17 protein-coding genes and 1 tRNA gene are annotated in these 21754 nt (G+C 69.7%); 12 read left to right on the forward strand and 6 right to left on the reverse strand.

The features are described 5' to 3' along the window. Nucleotides 1-170: 170 nt before the first annotated feature. Complete coding sequence (gene hutH, locus WMF42_RS31510; RefSeq protein WP_437686468.1) at nucleotides 171-1724, forward strand: histidine ammonia-lyase; 1554 nt, start codon at nucleotides 171-173, stop codon at nucleotides 1722-1724. A gap of 107 nt (nucleotides 1725-1831) precedes the next feature. Beyond that, on the forward strand, nucleotides 1832-2179 hold the full coding sequence (locus WMF42_RS31515) for a hypothetical protein (RefSeq protein WP_437686470.1): 348 nt from the start codon (nucleotides 1832-1834) through the stop codon (nucleotides 2177-2179). 469 nt (nucleotides 2180-2648) lie between these two features. Here the strand turns inward: WMF42_RS31515 and WMF42_RS31520 are convergent, their stop codons facing one another. Further along, complete coding sequence (locus tag WMF42_RS31520; RefSeq protein WP_061607041.1) at nucleotides 2649-2849, reverse strand: hypothetical protein; 201 nt, start codon at nucleotides 2847-2849, stop codon at nucleotides 2649-2651. 547 nt (nucleotides 2850-3396) lie between these two features. Further along, nucleotides 3397-3479: transfer RNA gene (locus WMF42_RS31525), tRNA-Leu, on the reverse strand. A gap of 268 nt (nucleotides 3480-3747) precedes the next feature. Here WMF42_RS31525 and WMF42_RS31530 point away from each other — a divergent pair. From WMF42_RS31530 to WMF42_RS31545, 4 genes are all read left to right on the forward strand, one after another. Further along, nucleotides 3748-3933: a hypothetical protein gene (locus WMF42_RS31530; RefSeq protein ID WP_437686472.1), complete on the forward strand. Its 186-nt coding sequence runs from the start codon at nucleotides 3748-3750 to the stop codon at nucleotides 3931-3933. A gap of 320 nt (nucleotides 3934-4253) precedes the next feature. Next, nucleotides 4254-4805 (forward strand): hypothetical protein, encoded by a 552-nt coding sequence (locus WMF42_RS31535; protein WP_437686474.1) that lies wholly within the window; start codon nucleotides 4254-4256, stop codon nucleotides 4803-4805. 471 nt (nucleotides 4806-5276) lie between these two features. Further along, nucleotides 5277-5474 carry a hypothetical protein gene (locus tag WMF42_RS31540; protein WP_437686476.1) on the forward strand — a complete coding sequence of 66 codons (198 nt, stop codon included), beginning with the start codon at nucleotides 5277-5279 and terminating at the stop codon, nucleotides 5472-5474. Between the two features lie 91 nt (nucleotides 5475-5565). Further along, the gene (locus tag WMF42_RS31545; RefSeq protein ID WP_437686478.1) at nucleotides 5566-5775 is read left to right on the forward strand and encodes a hypothetical protein; all 210 of its coding nucleotides are present in this window, start codon (nucleotides 5566-5568) and stop codon (nucleotides 5773-5775) included. A 436-nt stretch (nucleotides 5776-6211) separates the two neighbouring features. On the opposite strand, the gene WMF42_RS31550 is transcribed toward WMF42_RS31545, so the two are convergent. From WMF42_RS31550 to WMF42_RS31560, 3 genes are all read right to left on the reverse strand, one after another. Further along, on the reverse strand, nucleotides 6212-7741 hold the full coding sequence (locus WMF42_RS31550) for a hypothetical protein (RefSeq protein WP_437686480.1): 1530 nt from the start codon (nucleotides 7739-7741) through the stop codon (nucleotides 6212-6214). A gap of 37 nt (nucleotides 7742-7778) precedes the next feature. After that, complete coding sequence (locus tag WMF42_RS31555; RefSeq protein ID WP_437686482.1) at nucleotides 7779-9218, reverse strand: hypothetical protein; 1440 nt, start codon at nucleotides 9216-9218, stop codon at nucleotides 7779-7781. A 221-nt stretch (nucleotides 9219-9439) separates the two neighbouring features. Further along, nucleotides 9440-10606 carry a PEGA domain-containing protein gene (locus WMF42_RS31560; RefSeq protein ID WP_437686484.1) on the reverse strand — a complete coding sequence of 389 codons (1167 nt, stop codon included), beginning with the start codon at nucleotides 10604-10606 and terminating at the stop codon, nucleotides 9440-9442. 170 nt (nucleotides 10607-10776) lie between these two features. Here WMF42_RS31560 and WMF42_RS31565 point away from each other — a divergent pair, with 170 nt between their 5' ends. Together WMF42_RS31565 and WMF42_RS31570 are read left to right on the forward strand one after the other, a co-directional pair. Next, nucleotides 10777-11859, forward strand: a complete 1083-nt coding sequence (locus WMF42_RS31565) for a sigma-70 family RNA polymerase sigma factor (RefSeq protein ID WP_437686486.1) — start codon at nucleotides 10777-10779, stop codon at nucleotides 11857-11859. A gap of 440 nt (nucleotides 11860-12299) precedes the next feature. Further along, nucleotides 12300-12923 (forward strand): hypothetical protein, encoded by a 624-nt coding sequence (locus tag WMF42_RS31570; RefSeq protein WP_437686488.1) that lies wholly within the window; start codon nucleotides 12300-12302, stop codon nucleotides 12921-12923. A gap of 10 nt (nucleotides 12924-12933) precedes the next feature. Here WMF42_RS31570 and WMF42_RS31575 read toward each other — a convergent pair whose 3' ends face one another. Continuing rightward, on the reverse strand, nucleotides 12934-15522 hold the full coding sequence (locus tag WMF42_RS31575; protein ID WP_437686490.1) for an SUMF1/EgtB/PvdO family nonheme iron enzyme: 2589 nt from the start codon (nucleotides 15520-15522) through the stop codon (nucleotides 12934-12936). A 62-nt stretch (nucleotides 15523-15584) separates the two neighbouring features. On the opposite strand from WMF42_RS31575, the gene WMF42_RS31580 reads away from it, so the two are divergent. From WMF42_RS31580 to WMF42_RS31595, 4 genes are all read left to right on the forward strand, one after another. Beyond that, nucleotides 15585-16499 carry an FHA domain-containing protein gene (locus WMF42_RS31580; protein WP_437686492.1) on the forward strand — a complete coding sequence of 305 codons (915 nt, stop codon included), beginning with the start codon at nucleotides 15585-15587 and terminating at the stop codon, nucleotides 16497-16499. A gap of 328 nt (nucleotides 16500-16827) precedes the next feature. Next, nucleotides 16828-17382: a hypothetical protein gene (locus WMF42_RS31585; protein WP_437686494.1), complete on the forward strand. Its 555-nt coding sequence runs from the start codon at nucleotides 16828-16830 to the stop codon at nucleotides 17380-17382. Next, complete coding sequence (locus WMF42_RS31590; protein ID WP_433928279.1) at nucleotides 17379-18341, forward strand: hypothetical protein; 963 nt, start codon at nucleotides 17379-17381, stop codon at nucleotides 18339-18341. The genes WMF42_RS31585 and WMF42_RS31590 overlap by 4 nt, the downstream gene beginning before the upstream one ends. An 80-nt stretch (nucleotides 18342-18421) precedes the next feature. Further along, nucleotides 18422-21679 carry an AAA family ATPase gene (locus WMF42_RS31595; RefSeq protein ID WP_437686496.1) on the forward strand — a complete coding sequence of 1086 codons (3258 nt, stop codon included), beginning with the start codon at nucleotides 18422-18424 and terminating at the stop codon, nucleotides 21677-21679. Nucleotides 21680-21754 lie beyond the last annotated feature (75 nt).

The following is a 21754-nucleotide window of genomic DNA, read 5'->3' on the forward strand; positions in this document are numbered from 1 at the left end:
CCGCGCGCTCCAGGGGCGCGCTGCCCGGGAGGCATGGTCCGGTCCGGGCGGGCGGCCGGACGGCGCCGTTCATGGCCGCGCGCGCGCCTTTTCTCGGGGCATCCGCCGCTCTAGCGTGCGCCCTCGTGACCCTCTCCACGCCGCACGCATCCGCTGTTGCTCCCTCTCCGTTGCTCCTGGGCCGCCCGCTCTCGCTCGCCGATCTCGAGGACGTCGCGCGGCGCGGCCGGCCGGTGGCGATCTGCGCCGAGGCGCGCGAGCGCGCCGCGGCCTCGCGCCGGGCGATCGACGCGATCGCGGCGGCGGGCGACGCGGCGCCGGCGGTGTACGGGATCAACACCGGGTTCGGCGCGCTCGCGGAGACGCGCATCGCCGATCACGACATCCGGGCGCTCCAGCGCAACCTCGTGCGGAGCCACGCGTGCGGGGTGGGGCCCGATCTGGGCGACGTCGAGGTGCGCGCGATGATCGTCCTGCGCGCGCAGGTGATCGCGCTGGGGCACTCGGGGGTGCGCACGGAGGTGCTCGATCTGCTCGTCGAGCTGCTCAACCGGGGCGTGTGCCCGCGCATCCCGGCGCAGGGCTCTGTCGGCGCGTCGGGCGATCTCGCGCCGCTCGCGCACCTCGCGCTCACGCTCATCGGCGAGGGGGAGGCGCGCTTCGAGGGGCAGCTCATGCCGAGCGCGGTGGCGCTCGGGAAGGCCGGCCTTTCGCCGATCGAGCTCGCCGCGAAGGAGGGGCTCGCGCTGATCAACGGGACCCAGTACATGACGGCGCTCGGCGCGCTGGCGCTGCGGGACGCGGCCGCGCTCTGCACTGTCGCGGACATCGCCGGCGCGGTGAGCTTGGAGGCGCTCATGGGCTCGAAGCGCCCGTTCGACGAGCGGCTCATGCGCGTCCGCCCGCACCCGGGCCAGGCCGGCACCGCCGGCAACCTGCGCGCGCTGCTCGGGGGCAGCGAGATCATGCAGAGCCACGCGGACTGCCCGAGGGTGCAGGACGCCTACTCGCTCCGCTGCATGCCCCAGGTGCATGGGGCGACGCGCGACGCGATCGCGTGGGCGGCCGAGGTGCTGACGCGCGAGGTCAACAGCGTCACCGACAACCCGACGGTGTTCCTCGGAACGGGCGGAGAGGGCGGACAGGGCGGCGCGGAGCTGATCTCGGGCGGCAATTTCCACGGGCAGCCGGTGGCGCTCGCCCTGGACCTCGCCGCGATGGCGGCGGCCGAGCTCGCGAACATCAGCGAGCGGCGGGTCGAGCAGCTCGTGAACCCGGCGCTCTCGACGGGCCTGACCCCGTTCCTGGCGCCGCGCAGCGGGCTGCACTCGGGGTTCATGATCGCCCAGGTCGCGAGCGCCTCGCTCGTCAGCGAGAACAAGGTGCTCTGCCACCCGGCGAGCGTCGACTCGATCCCGTCGAGCGCCGGCCGCGAGGACCACGTGAGCATGGGCAGCATCAGCGCCCGGAAGCTCGCGCAGGTGATCGAGAACGTCCGCAGCTCGCTGGCGATCGAGCTGATCACGGCGGCGCAGGGGGTCGACCAGCGGCGCCCGCTCCGGCCCAGCGCCGGCGTCGCGGCGGCCCACGCGGCGATCCGCCGGGTGGTGCCGGAGCTCGCCGAGGACCGGCCCCTCTACCGCGACATCGCGGCGGCGGCCGAGCTCATCCGGGGCGGGGCGCTGATCGCGGCTGTCGAGGAGGCGGTGGGGGCGCTCAACTGATTTTTTCTGTTTCCTACATTACAACCAAGACGATCCTGTGGAAATCTTACGCGAGTCACGGGAATGCAAATGCTCCATCGAACGGCGAGTTGCTGTACATTGGCGCAGTGCTCATTCCGGTCAGCACCCCGCCGTTTCCATTCGATGCCGTGCGAGATCTGCTCGGGGTGGTCCGGGCGATCTATGCGGCGGCGAAGGACGGGGGGGCGTCGCGGGAGGAGCTCGCCCGGATCGCGCGGGTGGGCCGGGAGCTGAGCCGGGCGCTGGACCTGGCGGGGTCGCCCCAGCAGGGAGCGTCGGGTCACGCGGCGGCGTGGAAGGTGGCGGACAAGGCGATGCTCCAGGTGAACGACCTGGTGGATCCGCTCACGCCGGCGGCGCCGCTGCTGCTGGCAGCGCGGAGCCGGGTGACGGGAGGGCGGCTGGCGGTGCGGAGCAAGCCGCAGGGGCGGTAGGCGGGGGGCGGGGGCGCGGGCGCGGGCGGGTGGGGGGATTCCGAGGTGATCGGCCCACCGCGGCGCTGAAGGACAGCCTGGGGGCACCGGGACGCCTGCGGCTGCGGACAGGGGGCCATCGCAGCGACGCGTGAACAACACGCCTGGGCGCTACCGGGACGCCAGAAGAGATCGGCCCATCCCAGCAGCGCGCGAAGAAAGCCCGGGGGGTACCGAGCGCCAGTCGACATCGACGCAAGCTCCTGCGCGGGGAGAAGAACAGCCCGAGGAGCCTACCAGGGTGCCAGGAGATATCGGCCCATCCCCCACACCGCGCAGAGGCAGCCCGGGAACCTGCCGGGGCGCCAGGAGCACGGTGGAGCCGGTCGAGACGGAGTGAACCGTCTCCGAGAGGCTCTCGGTTGGGCCTGACGAGCGGGGCAACTCCGGCCCGCGCCGTTCAACGTGCTTGTTACAGTGGCGTAGATTTTCAGCTACGGCCGAAGAACCTGCGGCCGCGCGACCGCTCGGCGTCGCGCCGGATGCCCTGCATCACGACGCGGATGAGCTCCCGGGAGTAAGCGCGCCTGTCGTGGCGCTTGTGCTCGGGAAGCTTGACGCCCAGAGCGTGCGCAAGCCGTTCTACGTTCTCTACCCTGGCCTCACGCAAACAGTCGATGTCCAGATCCATGTACCGTGGCGCTCCCATTAATCGAGTCCACTTGGTTTGTCGAGCCCAGCGAACACGGGAGCGAGCTGCCGGATGGCCTCCCTTCAGGCCGAGACAGGACGCCATCGGCCGCGACGGCCGCGAAGGCCGCGAAGGCCGCGCGACGTCTCGGGCAGGTCGGCGTCACGAGGCACGAGGGACAGAGAGCGACACGGCCCCGTTCGAGGCGAGCATGCAGCTCAGGCAGCCGCCGCCGTGGGAGGTTGATGGCATCGCGCTGACGGGGCGGCAGGGAAGCGCGACACAACCTCGGACGCTGTGAGACGCCGTGGGCGCCGGCAGAGCGTGTATCCAGCGCAGCCCCGGACGAGCGCCGCAGCAGGAGAGAAGAGAGGAGAGAGAAGAGAGCGCGACGCAGACGGCTGCGAGACGCCCAGGAGGCGGCCAGGCAGAGCGGTGCCAGCGGCTCGGCACCTCCAGGTCGAGGCTCAGCTCACCTGGCAGCTCGCAGCAGCTCCCAGCGTGGAGCCCAACCGGCCCGGGGAGCTCGGCGCGCCGCACATGAAGGTAGCCCCGGCCGGACTCGAACCGGCACGCCCGTACGGGCCGCGGATTTTAAATCCACCGCGTCTGCCATTTCGCCACGGGGCCAAGTGATTGAATTTGCTTTGATTTTTGGTATCGCCGTGCCGTCCCCACCCTGTTCTGTGCCGTTTCCCGTGGCTTTTCCCCTGCCCCCGAGCTCGGGGATCCCCTCGGCGAGGGAAGCTAGCTCGCCAAGGCCCAGTTCTGCAAACGTCCTGGCCGCCCGGCGATACCTCTGGCGCCTGACAGAGCTCCGGTGCCAGGTCCGGTCGGCAACCCAGGTCTCGCTGCGGCCGTTCGCGAGGGCGACGGTGATGAAGGTCGAGCGCGCGTCGTGGGCGCGGACCTGCTGGCGGTCGCCGGAGCCCTCGAAGAGCTCCGGGCGGTCGATGCCGGCATGCTGGAGGTGGGCGCGGAAGCGCTCGGCGGCGTGCTCGACGCTGAAGCGGTCGCCGTCCTCGTTGACGAAGAGCGGGGCGGAGGGGGGCGGGTTGCCGCGGAGGGTGAGCCAGGCGCGTAGGCCTGGGGCACGCCGGGGGAGAGCGCCCACGCGCGGGGATCGTTCGTCTTGTTCTTCTCGAGGCGCAGCGCGCCGCGATCCAGGTCGATGTCTTGGATTTGGAGGCGCGCCGCCTCACTGATGCGCGCGCCTTCGCGGTTCAGGAAGCCCCAGAGCACGCGCCGGCACAGCGGGATCGCCGTGCAGGCTAGCAGGCGCGCGTCCTCGTCAGGGTAGAGGCACGCCTTCGCCTTCGCGGGGCCGAGCTTCGGGAGGAAGCCGCGGGGGAGCGGGTTCGTCGCGAGCAGACGGCAGGGGAAGACGGCCTTCGCCATCATGCGGTGCAGGAGCTGCGCGATGTGACGGCGCGACGCAGGCGACATCGACGGCAGCGCACGCATGACGCGCTCGGCGTCGTCGAGCGTGAAGGACGCAACGGGGATGCGGCCGGCGATCGGGTCGACGTGGCGGTCGAGACGGTGGACGTCTTGCTCCACGCTGCGCTTCGGCTTGACGTGGTCGGGGGACATTCGCGCGAGCTCACCCGAGGTCCAGAGCTCGCCGAACTGCTGGACGGTGACCTGCTTCGGTACCGAGCCGCCACCGGGAGCTACCTTCGCTTGTGCGCCGCCTCTGCAGACGACGTCGACGGCCTCGATGACGTCGCGGAGCGCCCTGCCCTCGCATACCGCCGCACGCTCCAGCAAGGCGACGATCGCGTCGCGCGTGACGTTGCGCGAGGCGCGCCGCCGCGTGGCGAGCTCGGCGACGAGCTCCTTGCGCTGCTCGGCCTGCTTCTCGGTCAGCTTGGGATCGAGCGGGAAGCTCTCGCGGTCGTTGTCGCCGACGAGGACGCGGACGTGGAGCCGGTCAGCGGCGTTGCGGAAGAGTGATCCCGTGGGCCTGCAGGGCATGGCGTTCCTCCTCTACCGCGATTCGCGGCTCCGCTCACGCCTGCGGTGGCCCGCCAGCGTAGGGGCCCGGCACGAGGCCGGCCTCACGGAGCACCGCCGGTGCGCCGCCCCCTGGCTCGGCGTCATCCGCCGCGCGCTCCGGGAGCGCGGCGGCGGCGTCATGCTTCGTCTCGAGCCGGGTCGAGCCGGGCGATGAACGCCGCTCGCCCGACAAGACGCAGCACTCCGGGGCGCATCACCGGCAGTGGGATGGTCGGATCGAGGACCCGTCGCGGGGAGCTCTCGAGGCGGAAGACCCGCCGTTCCGTCGAGGATTCCGCTGTTGCACCCCAGAGATGGGCAGGGGCAGCCGAGGACGGGTCTCATGCACGGCAGCCGGGTACTGACGAGCGGCAGCTTGGTATACTTCTCGTTTACGACGTCACCCCGCAACGCTGGTATGCTCGTAATATGCGCTCCTACCGCCGCGCCCGCTCCGCCGCCGAGATCCTCCGCTCCGTCCCGCCGCGCGACCGCGCCCGGATGCTCCGGTTTGGCCTCGACCTGGACGACCCTGAGCACGCGGCGCTCTTCGTCTCGGGTGTCCGCGCCGCAGACGACGCGATCGCGGCGCAGGAGCGCTGGGAGCGGGAGAACGCGTTACGTTGAGGTGGAATCTCGCACGAAGAGATCGTCGCCAAGGTAAGAGCGCGCCGGCCTCGATGACCTGGACCTTCCGCCGCTGCTCTCGAAGCTCGGCATGGAGCCCTGCTACGATGCCAGCGTGCCCAGGCGCAGGACCGCTGAGATCACTTCTGTAAACGTCGCTGCGCTTGCCAGCGCCGCCCGACGCGGCGAGGTCCATACCGATGTCGAGCTCGCCGTCGTCGGCGCGTGCCTCGTGCTGGCCGGGACGATCACCGTACAGCTCGAGACGACCCGCGTGGCCTCCGGCGGCCTCCCGCTCTGAGCGCGTTGTCCCGGATGCTCCGCGCAGGCGGCCGTGCTCTACCTCGCTGCGCCGGGCCTGGTCCGGCAGCCGCGGGACGACCGCCGCAACCCCGGTCCGCTCGTCCCCCGCTGGGGCTCGACGCGGTGCCAGGTCACTGGCCAGCCATCTCCGAGCCGTCGATCCTACCCCCGCCCCAGCGAAGGAGGGAGCTGCTCCCCGCCCGAGTGGCGTCGCCGTCGAGAGCGTGCCGAAGCCGGGCCAGCGCCGCGCCCGAATCTGGCGCCACGCCCACCGCCGTGCCGCTGTCGCCCCGACCTCGACCGGTTGGGGCCGAGAGCCGGAACGCGCCCCCAGCGCGATCCCCTCATAGGATTCTCGTCCGGCCTGTCTCAAACCTGTTGGCATTCTCCGTCATGGAGATCCATGCCGTCGTCCTCCCGGGACGTGCTTACGACTATTCAGGAAACCGAAGCGTCTCGTGGACCTCGCCGCTCTCTCCAACCGTCGTGCTGCCATCGTGGTTCCAGCTGGTGCCGCCCTTGCCCGGCTGTCCGGTCTCGATGGTGACGCGCTCGAGCGTGAGCTGGTCCTCGTCGATATAGGCGACGCCGATCGAGTCGCCGCCGCGCCCCGGGCCGCCGTAGCCGCCGGGCCCTCCTTGGCCGCCCCGGCCGCCGAAACAGTAGGTGAACTCATCCCCTAGCTTTCCGCCCGGTGCGCCTCGACCGCCTCGGCCGCCGTCCTGAGGCTCCCCGCCGTCGCCGCCTGTGCCGCCAAAGTCCGCCGTGATCTTGGTGTCGCGCACGGTCAGCCGGGCGTGAACCGCGAGGACGCCGATGGACGGCTGCGCGTTCGCTCCCCCGCGGCCTCCGCGGCCTCCGCAACCACCGCCTCCGCCGGAGCCTCCTCCTGGGCCTCCCTTGGAGGCCACGCCGCACAGGGCGAGCCCGCCCCGGCTACCGCCGCCGCCGCCGCCGCCCTGGCCCGGCGTGCCCCAGGTCCCCTCGCCCCCCGTGTCGCCCTTCCATCCTGTGTCGGTGAGGCGCCCGATGCCCTTGCCGGGCGCGCCCTGCGTCCCCGGAGCCCCCGGGCCGCCGATGGATCCGACTTCGCAACTGCGATTGTCCTGCTCCCCGATACCACCGCTCGGGGGCGGCAAAAGGTCGGCGGGTCCACCCTCGCCTCCATCCTCCGCGCTGTCGGGCCGCCCGTCCCCGCCCTTGCCCCCGGTGCTCGTGACCCCGTTCTCGCACCGGTTCACGACCGCAGGCCCGCCGGCGACGACGGCCGCCGAGCACGCGTCCGCACCGAACATGCCATCCGGTCCGTCCGGTTGCTTGTACGGCCACTCCTCGCCAGGACTGCCTCCATTTCCCCCGCGGGAGGAGATCTCGCTCCGCAAGATCTCCACCGCAGTGTTGGACTGAACGAGCACGCCGACCTCACCCGCCGAGCGGACGTAGAGATCGGCGAGCGTCGACACCCCGTCCGCGGCCCCCCTGTCCTCAGGGGCTGCGGGCTCGACGATCACCATGGGGCCGGAGACCCTGTTGTGAGAAAACTGGGTCCGCGGGAGCCGGGCGTCGCGCACCCAGTCCCAGCAGTTGAAGCCCCCGCGGAGATCCACGCCGGAGGGCACCCTGATCTGACCCACCACGAATCCCTCGTTGCAGAGGAACACGCGCCCTCGTCCAAGGCGCGCGAGCTCGATGGCGCGCGTGACCGTGTACACCGGCTTCGCCTTCGTGCCCGGATTCCTGTCGTCTCCGCCACCGACGTTTCCGGCGAGGAACACGCCGCAGCCGTCGTCGAGGATACCGGCCGCGACGTGCTCGACGCAGACCGACTCCGGGGGCGGTTCGTCGTCGCACGAGGTGCCTTCACAAGGCGTCACGCCAGGGTCGTTCACGCCGGGCGCAGTTCCGCAGCCGGTCGCCCACGGGGACAGCAGAAGGATCAAGGTAGCCGCGGTGCTGTTTCTCATGTGCGTCTCCTGACCGGTGCCGCCAGCACAGGGCGGTTCATCGAGGCGGTTCCGGGGCCGGCGCATCGAACCGGTACCAGAACAGCGAAATCCCGTCGTGCGCATGGCCGAGCTGAATTTCCGGGGCTGCATTGGCGCCGAGCCCCCCGGTGCCGGCTTGTCCGGGCGAGACCGTCGCATCCTGCGAGATGGCCACGGAGGCGCCCACGGAGCCGATACCGAGCGAGTGACCCCCGAGACCGCCGCCGGCATCGCCCCCGCGGCCGCCGTTGCCACCAAAGCCGCCGCGGCACCCTCGCGACGTGTTGGTCAAAAGACCGTGGCCCCCGAGACCGCCGTCGACGCCAAAGCCTCCCCACTGGCCCGTTCCGCCGACCCCGCCATCGCCGCCCTTGGCCCCGAGGACCTCGCCGGACTCGACCGTGAGCTCGCTCCCCTGCAAGGCCACGATCGCGATGCTCGCGCCGCCGTAGTCGCCCCCCTGCCCCCCTTTGCCCCCGCACCCGCCGCTTCCCCCCGAACCGCCGGCCGCGCCGCCCTGGGGCCGACCCGCCGGACACTCGTTCATGAGGCCGCGCCCTTTCCCGCCGCCACCCCCGCCGCCGCCCTGACCGACGCCGCCTCTCTCCCCGTCCTTCCCGCGGACGCCGACCCATCCGTCGAGGCCCAGACGGCCAGCGCCAACCGCTCCGGGAGCGCGCCCCGCATCGGCGCCGTTGGCTCCGTTCTCCCCATCGTTGCAGGCCATGCTGACCGCGCCGGAGCCGCCCAGGCCGCGCTCGGGCGGATTCCCCGCCGGTTCCGGAAGCCCCGAGGCACCATCGCCGCCCGTCTCGAGCCCGCCGTCGCCTCCGTAGCCGCCCGTCGACTCGATGCCATCGCCACACGCCGTCACAACCGGATGGGCGCCCTGCGCCACATCCGCGGCGCATGCGTCCGCGCCGTCGTTCCCCACCACGCCGGCACTCGCGCGGAAGCTCGGCGCGTCCTCGCCCGGCGCGCCATCCTTGCCATCGCCTGCGAGGATCGCGCTCTCCCGCACGATCGCCCTGGCTCCGGGGCTCAGGATCATCGCGATCGACGACTTGCCGTCGCTCGCTGAGGCGTCGGCCGCCATCACGCGCACGCCGAAGATCGTGGACGTCGCGTCGTCGCCCGCGATGAACGCATCGTCTCCCCCGAGGACCCGCAGCGGAATCCCCACCGGCGGGGCGATGATCGTCGGGTGATCCGGTCCGCCAAACGACCCCTCATAGGACCACTCGCCGCCGTCGCAGCGACGCCCGCCCCAGAGGTTGACCCCCGAGGGCAGCGTGATCGCCTCCTCGAACGCCCCGCCGCACGCGTACACGCGCCGGGTCGGCGCCTCTCCGTTGCCTCGTCCGCTTGCGGCGAGCCCGATGGCGTGCTGCAACGTCCTCACCGGCGCGCCCTTCGTGCCAGGGTTCCTGTCGTCGCCGTGCTCGCTGACGAACACCCCACACTGGTCGAGCCCTGGCGCGGTGCCGGGATCTCCCTCGCACGGGTCCAGCGCAGCCTCCGGACCGGCAGGACACGCCAATTTTTCCCCGCAATCATCCGAATAGGAAGTGCAAGCTGTCAGCGTGCTGGCTCCCCACATGCAGACTGCGGCAGCGACGACCGAAGTCACAGCGCCTTGGCCTGCCAGCGAGCCCATCCCTCCGGCTCCCCGTGCGCTCACCATAGCCCCTCGATTCGCGCACCGATCTCGTTCCCGTTCGCCACGGGCGAGACACGGACATGATCCCCAGCCGGCGAGGATCCCAGGACAGAGAAGTCCGTGAAGAAGGACGCGGCGGTCACCGCACCGACCACACCGCCGATGATCATCGTGGCCAGACCCGCGCGGCCGGACAGGTTGCGCGCGTCCTGCAGCCTCGCCAGCTCGCCACATGGCGAGTTCCGAGGCGCTTGCCAGCACATCGACGAGCTCGACGACGGCTCGCTCAGGAGCCGGTCACGCCGGGCGCTCAGGTCGTCGTCGAGCCTGCCCGCACGGATCATGAGGACGGCGCCCACCGACACGCCGGCCGTCGCGACCGTGATTCCCGCGATGCGCAGCGTCCCCGGCCAGGACGCCCACGGGCTGGGGGGCTGCGGGCGCGCGGCGGGCGGGGCGCTCACGGCCTTCGGCGTCTCCGGCGCTCCTTTTGCGCTGCTCACCGCGGTGCGCGGCAGTTGCATCGCGATCTCGAGCTCCGAGCCCGCGTCGGCGCTGACCACATGCAGCGCGTCCTCACGGCCGGGCGCCCGGGCCCGCACCATGTGGCGCCCGGGTTCGAGGAACAGCTTGTAGGTCCGCGCGGTCCGACCGATGGATTTGCCATCAATGAATACCTCGGCATCCGGCGGATCGACGGACAGCAGGACTCGAATGAGGTAAAATGCTGCCTTCACCTGTCCGGCTTCGAATCGTAGCCGAACCTCGTCGGTGAGCGCATGACCCTGCTCAAGGCTCCAGGTCAGGTGCTCCGCCGCATCACGGTACTTGCGGAGCGCGAGCTCACAGAGGCCGAGCTCGCCGGCGAGCTCCGCGCGCTCCTGGCTTGCGCTGGGCACCGCCTCTGCAGCGTCCAAAGCCGCCTTGTAGGCGTCGTAGGCCTCGTTCCACTTTCCTGATTTGCGCGCTTTCCGAGCACGGCGAACAAGGTCCTTCACCGTCGATTCGTCGGTTCGTGCCGGCGTCGGATGCCGTTCCTCCGCGTCGGCCGAGCTGGCCAAGGCCGTTGAAGCGCCAAACGCCAGAAGAACGAACAGCAGGTGCCCCCGGCAACGCATCCAGGGACGGTACTTACGCCGGGCGCGCACCGTCAACCGAGACCAGGTGCCGGAAAGTCGCGCCACAGGCGAGAATTCTTGGACGCATGACGGAAGGGATCCGTTCGTCCGGTGTGTCAATCATGTTGTAGCCAACCAGGGCAGAAAGTAGCATCGTCACCCACATTATCTCACTAAAATGATCTCGTCCCTGCATTTTGCTGACCCCGAGGGGGCGGCTCAAACGTGCTACCGGCGTGGACAAGCCAGCGAGCCTCTCCAGCAGCTTCGAGCTCTTCCGGCGCATCGCGCGGCGCCTGGGGGTTCCTGCGCGCCACGCCGAGGACGTCGCGCAAGACGCGCTGCTGCGCGGGCTCGAAGCGGACCAGCGGATCGACCTGGGTGGGGATCCAGCGGCCTACCGCGTCGCGATTGCCGCCAATCAAGCGCGCGACCATGTGCGCAGGGCGCGCCGTCGAGGAGAGGTCCTGACGTCATTCGACCAGAGCGAAACTGGAGCTGAGCTCCCGAACCCCGAGGAGCTGCTCCGCCGGCGACAGCGGCACGCGCGCATGCGCTGCCTCATCGACCGGGTGGACCCGAAGTACCGGCACCTCCTGATCAGGCACGACCTCGATGAGATCCCGCTCGCCCAGATCGCCGCCGAGCTGGGCCTCACCACGGAGGCGGTGAAGACGCAACACCGCCGGGCCCTCGAGCGGTTGGAAGAGGAGAAGCGCCGCTGGATCGCCGAGGAACGTGCGCGCGGACGGGATGGGGATGCGTGTGTGCCGCTCGCGTTCGGGCTGCACCGTCGCGAGTCGTGGCCGACCACGCTGCGCCGCCTGGCCCTCCGGATCATCGTGCAGGGTGCGCTCGTCGCCCTGACCGGAACGCTCGTCGCCGGGGTCTCGCCCAGCTTGGAGCCGTGGCTGTTGCCTGCAACGGTACGCGCTCCGGGGACCACGCCGGTGGCGCAGGAGGAAGCCGCGTCCGCCCAAGAAGGCGACACGAGTGCCGCCACCGCGCCCGTCGCATCCGCCGCTCGGGAGGCCTCGCCGTCGACGTATCGCGTCGACGCGCGCGCTGATGCTGCCGTCCACCAGATGCCCGCGCCGTCGATCCCGACCGCTCCTCGTGCTTCGACTCCGGGGAGCGCCGTGCGCAGCACCGTCAGCGAGCGCGAGTGGAGCCTGATCCGCGAGGCCCGGAGCGCGCTGGACGCGCACAACGCCATTGCCGACCTCGAGGCGCGCCGGCTGCTCGAGGCCCATGCGCGGGAGTTTCCGCGAGGGCGGCTCGTCCGCCAGCGCGAAGCGCTGCTCAAGCAGATTCGCTGACGTAGCGGTTGTCCGTCGACGGACAGGAGGCGGCGGCCTTGGCGATGTCTTCGGACAGCACAAGGCAACACGAAGCCGAACATTTGGCCGACCGGCCTCGCCTGGACCTGCCAGCGACCGATCTGCGCGGCGTTGGCCAGCGGCCGCGTAGCCGAGCCGCGTTCCCCGTTGCGGCGCGCTTCAACAGAGGGTCCCCCTCGCGGGCTCGCTGCAGCGCTAGCACCTGGCTCATCTGGTCGCCCCCGCCTCCACCGCCCGCGATCCGCCGAAAGGCCCAACAGCGTCGTGACGGAGGCGGACTCCCGAGAAATAAGACGAAATCGCCATAAGCGCCGGCTTGACGTAGCTTCCGAGGGGTGACGGCGAAGTAATCGCCGTCGGTCGCGCGTCGATGCGTCGGCGCGCTTTTCCATGCGCTTCTTCAACCGAGGATGACACACATGCACAACGTGCGTTCCGACATCAACGAAAGCAAGAACCTCCATGAGGACCCGGGACACGAGCAGTTTCCAGTGGACACGCGCGTCATCACGAAGATCCGCCTTGTTACTGATGGGGTGGGGGGCGACCTTGTGCGAATCGTGGTGATGAACGATCAGACGACGGCCCAACGCGCTCCCTACCGCGAGTACCACCACGGCAACACCGGCATATCCATCGACACCATCGCCTCGCTTACCATGCAAGCCGACAGGATCGAGGGGACACAGCAGGCGATCGACAGCTTCGTCGGAGCCATGCCGCTGCATCTCGACCTCTCGCAGTCCGCCAGCTGGTGCTGCGGTGTGTACAACCCCTCCGAGTCGCGCAAACGTCTTTACAAGGCGACGGACCCTGACGACAGCACCAAGATGATCGGCCTACTCGTCGAGCAGGATGCGCAGGGTAATCTCGCGAAGGTTACATGGTACAAGACGCAGGCCGCGAAAGCGCTGTTCAGCGCTACCCCCGGCGAGCTCAGCTTCGAGCTGGTGAAGGACGAGAACGGCGCCCCTAGCCTGGATCCGAACGACATCGGCGGATGGACTTGGTACTACACCACGAGTGTCTGCGGCGGCTCGTGAGCCTGGCGCATCACACGGTGATCTGTCGCGCCAGGCGGAACCCCAGCACGCCGTGACGCCTTGTGGGGGGCTCGGAGTACCGGACCGCGAGGCGCATCAGGTCGCCAGCCGAGATCCACGCCCCTCCGCGCGCTGGACGGAAGGCGGGATCGTCCTCCGGCGCGACCTCGACCTGTACGACGTCGCCCTCCACGCGCGGACCATCGAGGTACCATCGCTCGACGCACCAGTCGCGCACGTTGCCCGCCATCCCGCGGACTCCATAGGGGCTGACGTCGGTGCGATACTCGTGCACGGGCATCAAGCTCTTCCGCTCCGGGTGGCTGCCCGACACGCACGCCCACGTGGGCTCGACCTGATCCCCCCATGGCATGAACCGCCCATCGACGCCGCGCGCCGCCTTTTCCCATTCCAGTTCGCTCGGGAGCCTCCACGGAAGGCCGGTCTTGCGCGCCCAGTACGCTGCATAGGCCATCGCCGCAGGCCAGTCGACGAAGACCACCGGCAACGCACGCTCGGTCTCGGGCGACTTGAGGCTGTAGCGTCCCGAGCGCGCATCAAGCAGGTAGGCCAACGGCGCGTCGTCGCTCATGGTGGCGCCGAAGGGCTGAATTGGACAGTGCCGGCGCGCATCGGCAGCACGTCCTTCCTCGACCAGTGTGTTAAGAAACGCGACGAACTCGGCGTTCGTGACGGGATGCTGTTTGATCACGAACCCGTCGAGCCAGACGCGCCGCCGCGGCAGGCTCTCCCCCGCGCGCGGGTCGCCGCCGGCGATGAACCACCCTCCCGGGACATAGACGTCGTCCGCTCCGAGCTCGTCTTCCCGAAGGAGGCGGATCGGGTACGGCGCTGTCCCTCCAGGGCGGACGCCGTCCCAATGCTCGTCGCCTCCGAGCGCCACCGGGTAACGAACCTCGCGATAGCCAGGCGCCGTGAGGAGCAGGAGGTAGCTGCCACGCCGGAGGCCGAACTCACGGAGCGGCGCGATGGTTGTGAGCGCATTCTCGTCGCTCGGCATCAGGTAGCGGCCGACCGACTCGTAAGGCTTGATGGCGACGCGAGCGCCCTCTGGCGCGGTCACCAGCGTGAGCCGCGCATCACCGCGGAGGAGCGCCTCGTAGCGAGCGCGTCCGCCTTCGGGCAGGTATCTGGCGTGGTCCTCGAGGAGCGCCGCGAAGCGGGTCGCCGCGGGCTGGTCGTGCTCGGCGTGGGCCCGCAGCAGGCTCTCCGCGTAGTGCTCGGCGAGCGCGGCGTGCGCCTGTGTCATATCGGGGACCTCGTTGAGCGCCGAGCGCAGCTTCTGTGTCCAGTAGATCTCCTCTCGCAACGCCTTCTGCTCGATCGCCGCCGCCTCGTCCTCGAGCCTCCAGCCCTCCGCCTTTTCCTGGGCTCGGTGGAATGAACGGAGCCCGTCGAGGATCTCCCGCGACCGCGCCCTGCGCTGGTCGGCCTCCGCCCGCATGCGCGCGATCCGCGCGCAGTGCGCGTCGCGCGCATCCTCCACGATGCGCGCCGCGCGCTCCTGACGATCGGCGCCGTCGAGCCAGTCGCGCACCGCCTCCATCAACGCGCCGGCATCAGCGTAGCGGCCCGCAGGCGCCCGCTCCATCGCCCTGCGGCACAGGGCATGGAGCTCCTTCGGAACCTCGATGCGCGCGACCTCCTCGATCGGCCGCGGCGGCCCGCTCTGGACGCGCTCGATGGTCTGCTCAGGCCCCTCTCGCTCACCGCGCGGAGGTGCGTACGGCGGTCGACCGCTCAGGATCTCGTACAGCACGGCGCCGAAGGCGTAGACATCGCTCGTCGGACCCATGGCCGCGATCTCGCCGTGAGCCTGCTCCGGAGACATGTAGAACGGCGTGCCGGCGACGCGCGTCCGCACGCTCGTCTCCGAGAGATCCGGCGCAGCCGGACCGGAGGCCGCACCCCCGGCCCACGGGACCGCCACGCTTCCGCCGAGGTCGCGGGCGAGGCCCCAGTCCATGACGTGCACCTCGCCCAGGTCGCCGACCATGAGGTTCTGAGGGCTGATGTCGCGGTGGATGATGCGCTGGGCATGGGCGTGGGCCACGGGCTCGCAGAGCCGACGAAAATCGTCGAGCAGCCGGCGCAGGGTTCGCACGAACTCGGCGCCTCTGTGGCTGTGCAGCGCGTCGATCCGCCTGCCGATCGTGTCGCCGCGTACCCGCTTCATGGTGAACCAGATACGGCCGTCCGGCAGCTCGCCCCAGTCGTAGAGCGGGACGATGCCCGGGTGCTGCAGCTGGGCAGTGAGCGTGACCTCTTGCCGGAAGCGCGCGCAGTCGTCCGGCGAGCTCCTCGACGGGAGCTGCATCTTCAGCGCGACGCACCGCCGGACGTGACCGTCCCAGGCCTCCCGCACCTCGCTGAACCCACCGACGGCGATCAGCCCGACGTCGATATACCGGCGCTTGAGCTCCTCCGGCGTGGACGGCGCCGGGACGGTGGGATGGGGGTCGCCGATGCGCTGCGTCGGCGTCCGCGGGAGCGCGTGTTCGTACAGCTCCGTGAGCTCGCGGAGCGCTTCCCCGCCGATCCCGTACCGCTCCGCGATGACGCATAGCCGCTCGATCATGGTCCTTCCCCGTCCGTCAAGGGCATTGTACTGCACGAGCAGTGTCCATTACCATGCGCGCGATGGGAATCCTCCGGCATGTCTCTTCGGGAAGGTCGGTGGTGCTGGCCGCCCACTCCGTCGCGGGCCGCGCGCCGAGCTCTGCCGTGCGCCTCGCCGATCACGCCGCTTCGAACGATCACGCCTCGGTGTCCTGGAACGGCGAGCGCTGGCAGGTCCGCGATCTGGGGAGCACCAACGGCACCTTCGTCGACGAGGTCCGCGTTCTTCCCAGGGACAAGGCGGACCTCAAGCAGGGGTCCGTTCTCCGGCTTGGCAGCGACGCCGAGAGATGGGAGCTGACCGACGATCGTGGACCTGTGGTCGTGGCCCGCGCGGTTGCCACGGGTGAGGTCCACCAGGCGGTGGACGGGCTGCTCGCGCTTCCGGACCAGGACAACGTCCTCGCATCCATCATCACGGACTCCACGGGCCGGTGGCTCATGGAGGGCTCAGATGGGTCGCTGCGCCAGGTGACGGACGGGGAGGAGGTCACGCTCGCGGGACAGAGGTGGACACTCACGGTGCCTCCTGCCTCGCCCGTCGTCGGGACGTACAAAACGAAGCCATCCTTCTCGCTCGCCACGTGCACCTTACGCTTTCATGTGAGCCGTAACGAGGAGCACGTGCGCATCGAGGCGGTCGAGGGAGAAGAGACGCTGCCGCTCGGCCAAATCACACCCTTCTATGCCTTGCTACTCCTCGCTCGCGAGCGGGCGAAGGCGGCCGAAGAAGCAAGTCTGCCCGTTGACGAGCAGGGGTGGATCGATGTGTCCACACTAGCGGACTGGCTCGGCGTGGAGGAGACATACCTGAACGTCCTCCTTTACCGCGCACGCCAGGCCTTCACCAAGGCCGGCCTGGGGTCTGCGATCGTCCAGCGGAGGCGGGGGGAGATCCGGCTCGGGACCGGACGTGTGGAGGAGCACAAGGCGTAGCCTCTGCGACCGTAGCACTCTGCGAGTGCTACTATTCCCTCCCTAATATACGGACCCCTCGACGTCCAGCGCGAGCGCTCTTCCACCTGAGCGCGCGACGGCCGACTCGTGCTGTCCAGCCGCCCGGGAATGCGATGACATTCCAGTGCGGGCCATGAGCGCTGCGAACCTTCGCGCTTCGATGCGCGGATCGCTGATGCACGCTCCGGACTTGAAATGATGTGAAATAAATCTCGCCTTGCAGGCGGCGGTCCCCATTCTATCTTCCGGATGCTCCGCTGCGCGCCACCCGAGGACGGACGCGCGGAGATCGGGATCTGGAGGATCGATGGGTAAGCTGTGCGCGAAGAGCAGGAGCACGCGGGCGAGCCGCCCCTGCACAGCTCTCACCAGCCCAGAGCTCGAGATCTCGGTGGTGCGCGTGTTCATCCCGGTCCTCGAGCGGCTCGACAACGTCCTCGATTACATCCCCGGCGCGCGCGCAGCGGCGCCTTTCGGAGCGCAGATCATGAACCTTTGCATCCTCACAGGTCCCACCCTCCCCGCTGCGGAGGGCCAGCAGCAGATTGACGCTATCTTCCTGCCGCCCGCAGCTCGAGGCGATATCTACTGCGCGGCGCTGAAGAGACCCGTCGTCATCGGCCTCATCAACGGCTACTTCGAGCGCGTCCCGTCCGTGTCCCACAAGGATGACCGGGGGGACCAGAAGCTCTCCGACGTGCTGGCGCTCCTGGAGGTCCTGAACGGTCGCTTCACGGGTGCCGTCGAGCCGAAGCAGGTGCGATGTCATGTAGAGCCGTTCGACGCATCGAAGCTGATCCGCGGGCGGGTGCACCGCCGCGCGGCGAGGGCCACCGCGAGGGTGATGGAGGTAGGCCAATGAGCTCCAACGGACAGGTCGTCCTCTCCGGCCTGGGCACTTACGTCCTCGGCCGGCTCCTGTTCCGTGACAAGGGTTTCACCGCACACGAAATCGCGAAGATGCTGACGTTTCTTTTCAAAGGTAGGCGAGATCGAAACGATACGATCCGGCTCATCGAGAACGAACTCATCGACTTTGTGCAATCTGGTCTCGCCATACACGTGAGGCGATCTTCCTATCAGATCACCGGCGACGGCCAAAAGGCCATCCGCGATACCCTTCACCTGAAGGACCACAGAAAGGTAACCTGGACGGAGCTCAAGGATCGCATAGCGGCCCGGATGCTCGACAAGGAGACGTCAGCGGCGAAGGACCGGAGGGACATTGCCGTCGACGTGCCTCACGCAGAGGCCGCTAGCATCGCGACGCTCCTCGCCAGCGCCTTCCGCCTCAACCTCGGCCAGGCCCCATCGCTGCCGCGTGTGCTCGGCGCGGTCGCCTGGAGCGCCATCGGCGTCACGACGGCAGATCCCTTCACCGTGGACGCGGTCATGCGGGTGCTGCTGAGCCGTCAAGCCGACGCGCCTCCTCAGGGCACGCTGAAGCAGGCGATCGACCTGCTCGTGAGAAAGGCGTCGGCCCTCGGCACGGGAGCGCGCGGCCTGCTCGCCCCCCAGACAGCCGCGCTGCCAGCGGACGAGTCCGCCTTCGCCGCGCGCGTCCTCGAGGCGGCGCGGGCATCGAAGACCGGGCGGTTCGGGGACAACAAGGTCTTCATCTCGCACGTCCTCCGGCGCCTCGCCGAGGACGGCGTCGCGATCGGCGACTCGGACGCGTTCAAGGCCCGGCTGGTCTCCGCGCATCGCCGCGGGCTCCTGGCGCTCAACCGCGCCGACCTGGTCGAGGCCATGGACCCGGCCGACGTCGACGCCTCGGAGACCCGGTATCTCAGCACGACGTTCCATTTCGTGCGCATCTGACGTGGGGAGCGCCGGCGAGGTCCGCGCGCAGGGCGCGCGCGCCGCCGGCGTCGACGAGCAAGAGGGAGAAGGGGTGCACCATGACGAAGCAGGACGCCCTGCTCGACGTGTTCCTGTCGACAGCAAAGAAAGACGTGTTCCACTCCGTGGAGCACCGCGGGCAGATCTGGCGCGAGGATCCGTTCGACGTCGATTCCGTGCATGAGGAGGCCCGCACGGCCTTCCAGCGGCTGCTCACCCAGGTGACGACCCCGCCCGGCCTCGACGCGGGCCGGATCCTGCTGCTCCTCGGCGAGTCCGGCAGCGGAAAGACGCACCTCGTGCGCGCTTTCCGGAACCACGTTCACCTCAACGGGCTCGGCTTCGTCGGGTACATGCAGATGACCACGTCGGTCACGAGCTACAGCCGTTACCTGGTGAGCAACCTCGTCGACTCGCTCGACCAGACCTACTACGAGGCGCTGGGGACCGGCTCGGGTCTGCTCCGGCTCTCCAACGCGGTCGCGGCGAGGTGCGGTGATCCCGAGTCCATCCGTTCCTTGAACGAGCGCGAGGACCTGGACGAGGGCGAGGTCGTCGATCTCGTGGAGCGCGCCGCCGACAAGCTCATCAGGCATCCCCGCTACGCCGACCTCGACCTGGATCTCATCCGCGCCCTGCTCTATCTGCAGCGGCAAGATCCGGCGCTGAAGAAGCGGGTCGTGAAGTACCTGCGCTGTGAGGTGCTCTCGGAGCGGGAGCAGAAGCTCCTCGGGGGTCTATCACCGAAGCGCGAGGACGAGGACGCCCAGCGCGTCGTCGAGGAGCTCGGCCGTTTGATGTGGGCGTGCGACTCCCGCGCTCTCGTCCTCTGCGTCGACCAGTTCGAGGACGCGTACCGCGTCAACGATGCCGAGTCCCTGTTCCGGCGGGTGATGTCGTCGCTCTGCGCGGTCGCGGATCAGGTGCCCTCGTCCATCATCGTGATCGCTTGCCTCAAGGATTACTACGACACGATGCGCGTCCGCCTCACCCGTTCGACGCTCGATCGGGTCGAGCGTGACCCGGCGCCTGCTCTTCTGGTCGCGGAGCGGAGCAACGAGGAGGTTGAGCAGATCATCCAGAAGCGCCTCGCCTACCTGTACGAGACGGCAGGGCACGCGCCGGCGGACGGCGCGGTCGATCCCCTCTACCCCATTCCCCGAGAGCTCGTGGAGCAGCTCTCCGGGATGAGCGTCCGCGCGGCGCTCAACGAGTGCCAGATCTTCCGGGATGCGTGCATCGACGCCGGCCGGATCGTGGCGCAGTGGGGCACGAGCGCTCCTCCCAGCGCACGGCCCCGGCCCCCAGCGGCTCAGGACATCCGTGCGGCCAAGGAGAAGATCGAGCAGGAGTGGAACGACTTCCTGGCACAGTTCGAGGACGACCCGTCCGGGGACGACGCCGAGATCGCCTCCCTGTTCGCGTGGGCGGTGAACCATTGCGCCGAGGAGATCGAGAGTGGCATTCGCTTCGATGCCCGTCCACGCGACAGAGCCATCGAAATCGACATCCGGGTCCCGATCCCGGGCGGAGCGGCTCGCGTCGTCGAGGAGGTCCTCGTCGTTGTCTGCAACCAGGCACCCCAGGGCGGCGGGCTCCGAATCCAGTTCGAGAATGCGCGTAAGCGCGCCGGGCGCCGGACCCTCGCGCTTCTCCGCTGCGGCGAGTTCCCGCGCAATCCGAACACGCAGGTGCACTCGGTGCTCGCCGAGATCCTCAAGAACGGCGGCCGCAAGGCGGTCTTCGAGGAGAGCGACCAACGCACGCTGGCCGCGTTCCACAGGTTCCACGAGACCCACGCGCGACGCGAGCATTTCCTCGATTGGCTCAGGGAAGAGAACCACATCTCGCGCCTCTTGCCGCTCATCCACGTGCTGGATCTCGACCGCCTCGACCGGTTCGAGCAGCAGCTCCCACCGTCCGCCCCGGCGCCTCGGTCGCGGGGGGCCGCGCCGTCGCCCTTCGATACGTCACCTGCGAGCCCGGGTGCACCGCCACCGGCCGCCGGTCCCGACGGCGCGATGCCAGGCGGCGCGGACGGAGCGGCGCCACGGGAGGCCCTCTCCCTCGCGCTCGGCACGACGGGGGAGCTCGTCTCCCACAAGCTCACGCTCGACGCCGGGCAGCTCACGGCGCACGCCGCGTTCCTCGGCAGCACGGGGAGCGGGAAGACCACGCTGGCGCTGAACCTGATCGAGCAGCTCCTCCTCCACGGCATTCCCGCCATCCTCATCGACCGCAAGGGGGATCTCTGCGGCTATGCGCGCCAGACGCTCTTCACCCGCGCGCAGCCGGACGCGGCGCTCGACGCCCGGCAGCGTGCGCTGGCGGAGCGGCTCGACGTCGCCCTCTTCACGCCGGGCCACCCCGGCGGCCGCCAGCTCGGGCTCTCGCTGATGCCGAGCGGCATCGAGGCTCTCCCGGACCTCGAGCGCGATCAGGCCGCCGGCTATGCGGCGCACGCCCTCGGCGACATGCTCGGTTACAAGCAGACGCGCAAGGACAAGGGTCTCCGTACCATCCTTGTCCAGGCCTTCCAGCTCTTCGCGGCTCACGGCGCCTCGCGCAAGCTCGACGTGACGTCGTTGATCGAGCTCATCGCCAACGAGGATCCGGCCCTCGTCGCTACCCTCGGGCGGCTCGATACACGGCTGTTCAAGGACCTCGTGCATGACCTCGAGGTGCTCAAGCTGAACACCTCGGACCTGCTCTCGATGGATGGGGAGGCGCTCGACGTCGAGCTGCTCCTCGGTCTCGGGCCCCAAGCTCAGCCTGGAAAGACGCGGCTCAGCATCGTCAGCACGAAGTTCTTGGGCGACAGCGCGCGCGTCCTCTTCTGGGTCGCGCAGCTCCTGCTCGCGCTGAGCCGCTGGGTGAGCCGCGCGCCGTCGCCTCACCTGCGCGCGGTGGTGTTGCTCGACGAGGCCGACATGTACCTGCCGGCGCAGTCACAGCCAGCGACCAAGGCGCCCATGGAGAACCTCCTGCGCCGCGCGCGCTCCGGCGGCCTCGGCGTCCTGCTCGCGACCCAGAGCCCTGGCGACCTCGACTACAGGTGTCGTGACAACCTCCGGAGCTGGTTCGTCGGTCGGGTGACCCAGCAGACGGCGCTCGACAAGATGAAGGCGCTCCTGAGCGACGCCCGGGTGGACGTCAGCGCCCGCATCCCCGGCCAGGAAGCAGGCGAGTTTCATCTGCTCCAGGATGGACGGGTGACGGCCTTCAAGAGGGATGTCCCGCTGCTCCGCGCCGAGCAGGTGCCAGAGGGCGAGATCTTGAAGCTCGCGAGGCGCCGCCCGCGCGACGCTGCCCGCTGAGCCGGCGGGGGCGAACGCGAGGCGTACGTTTCTATCGTTGGATTCATTGGTGTCCATCGGCGCGAGGAGTGACAC

Source organism: Sorangium sp. So ce176, from assembly GCF_051519835.1.
Taxonomy (GTDB): domain Bacteria; phylum Myxococcota_A; class Polyangia; order Polyangiales; family Polyangiaceae; genus Sorangium; species Sorangium cellulosum_G.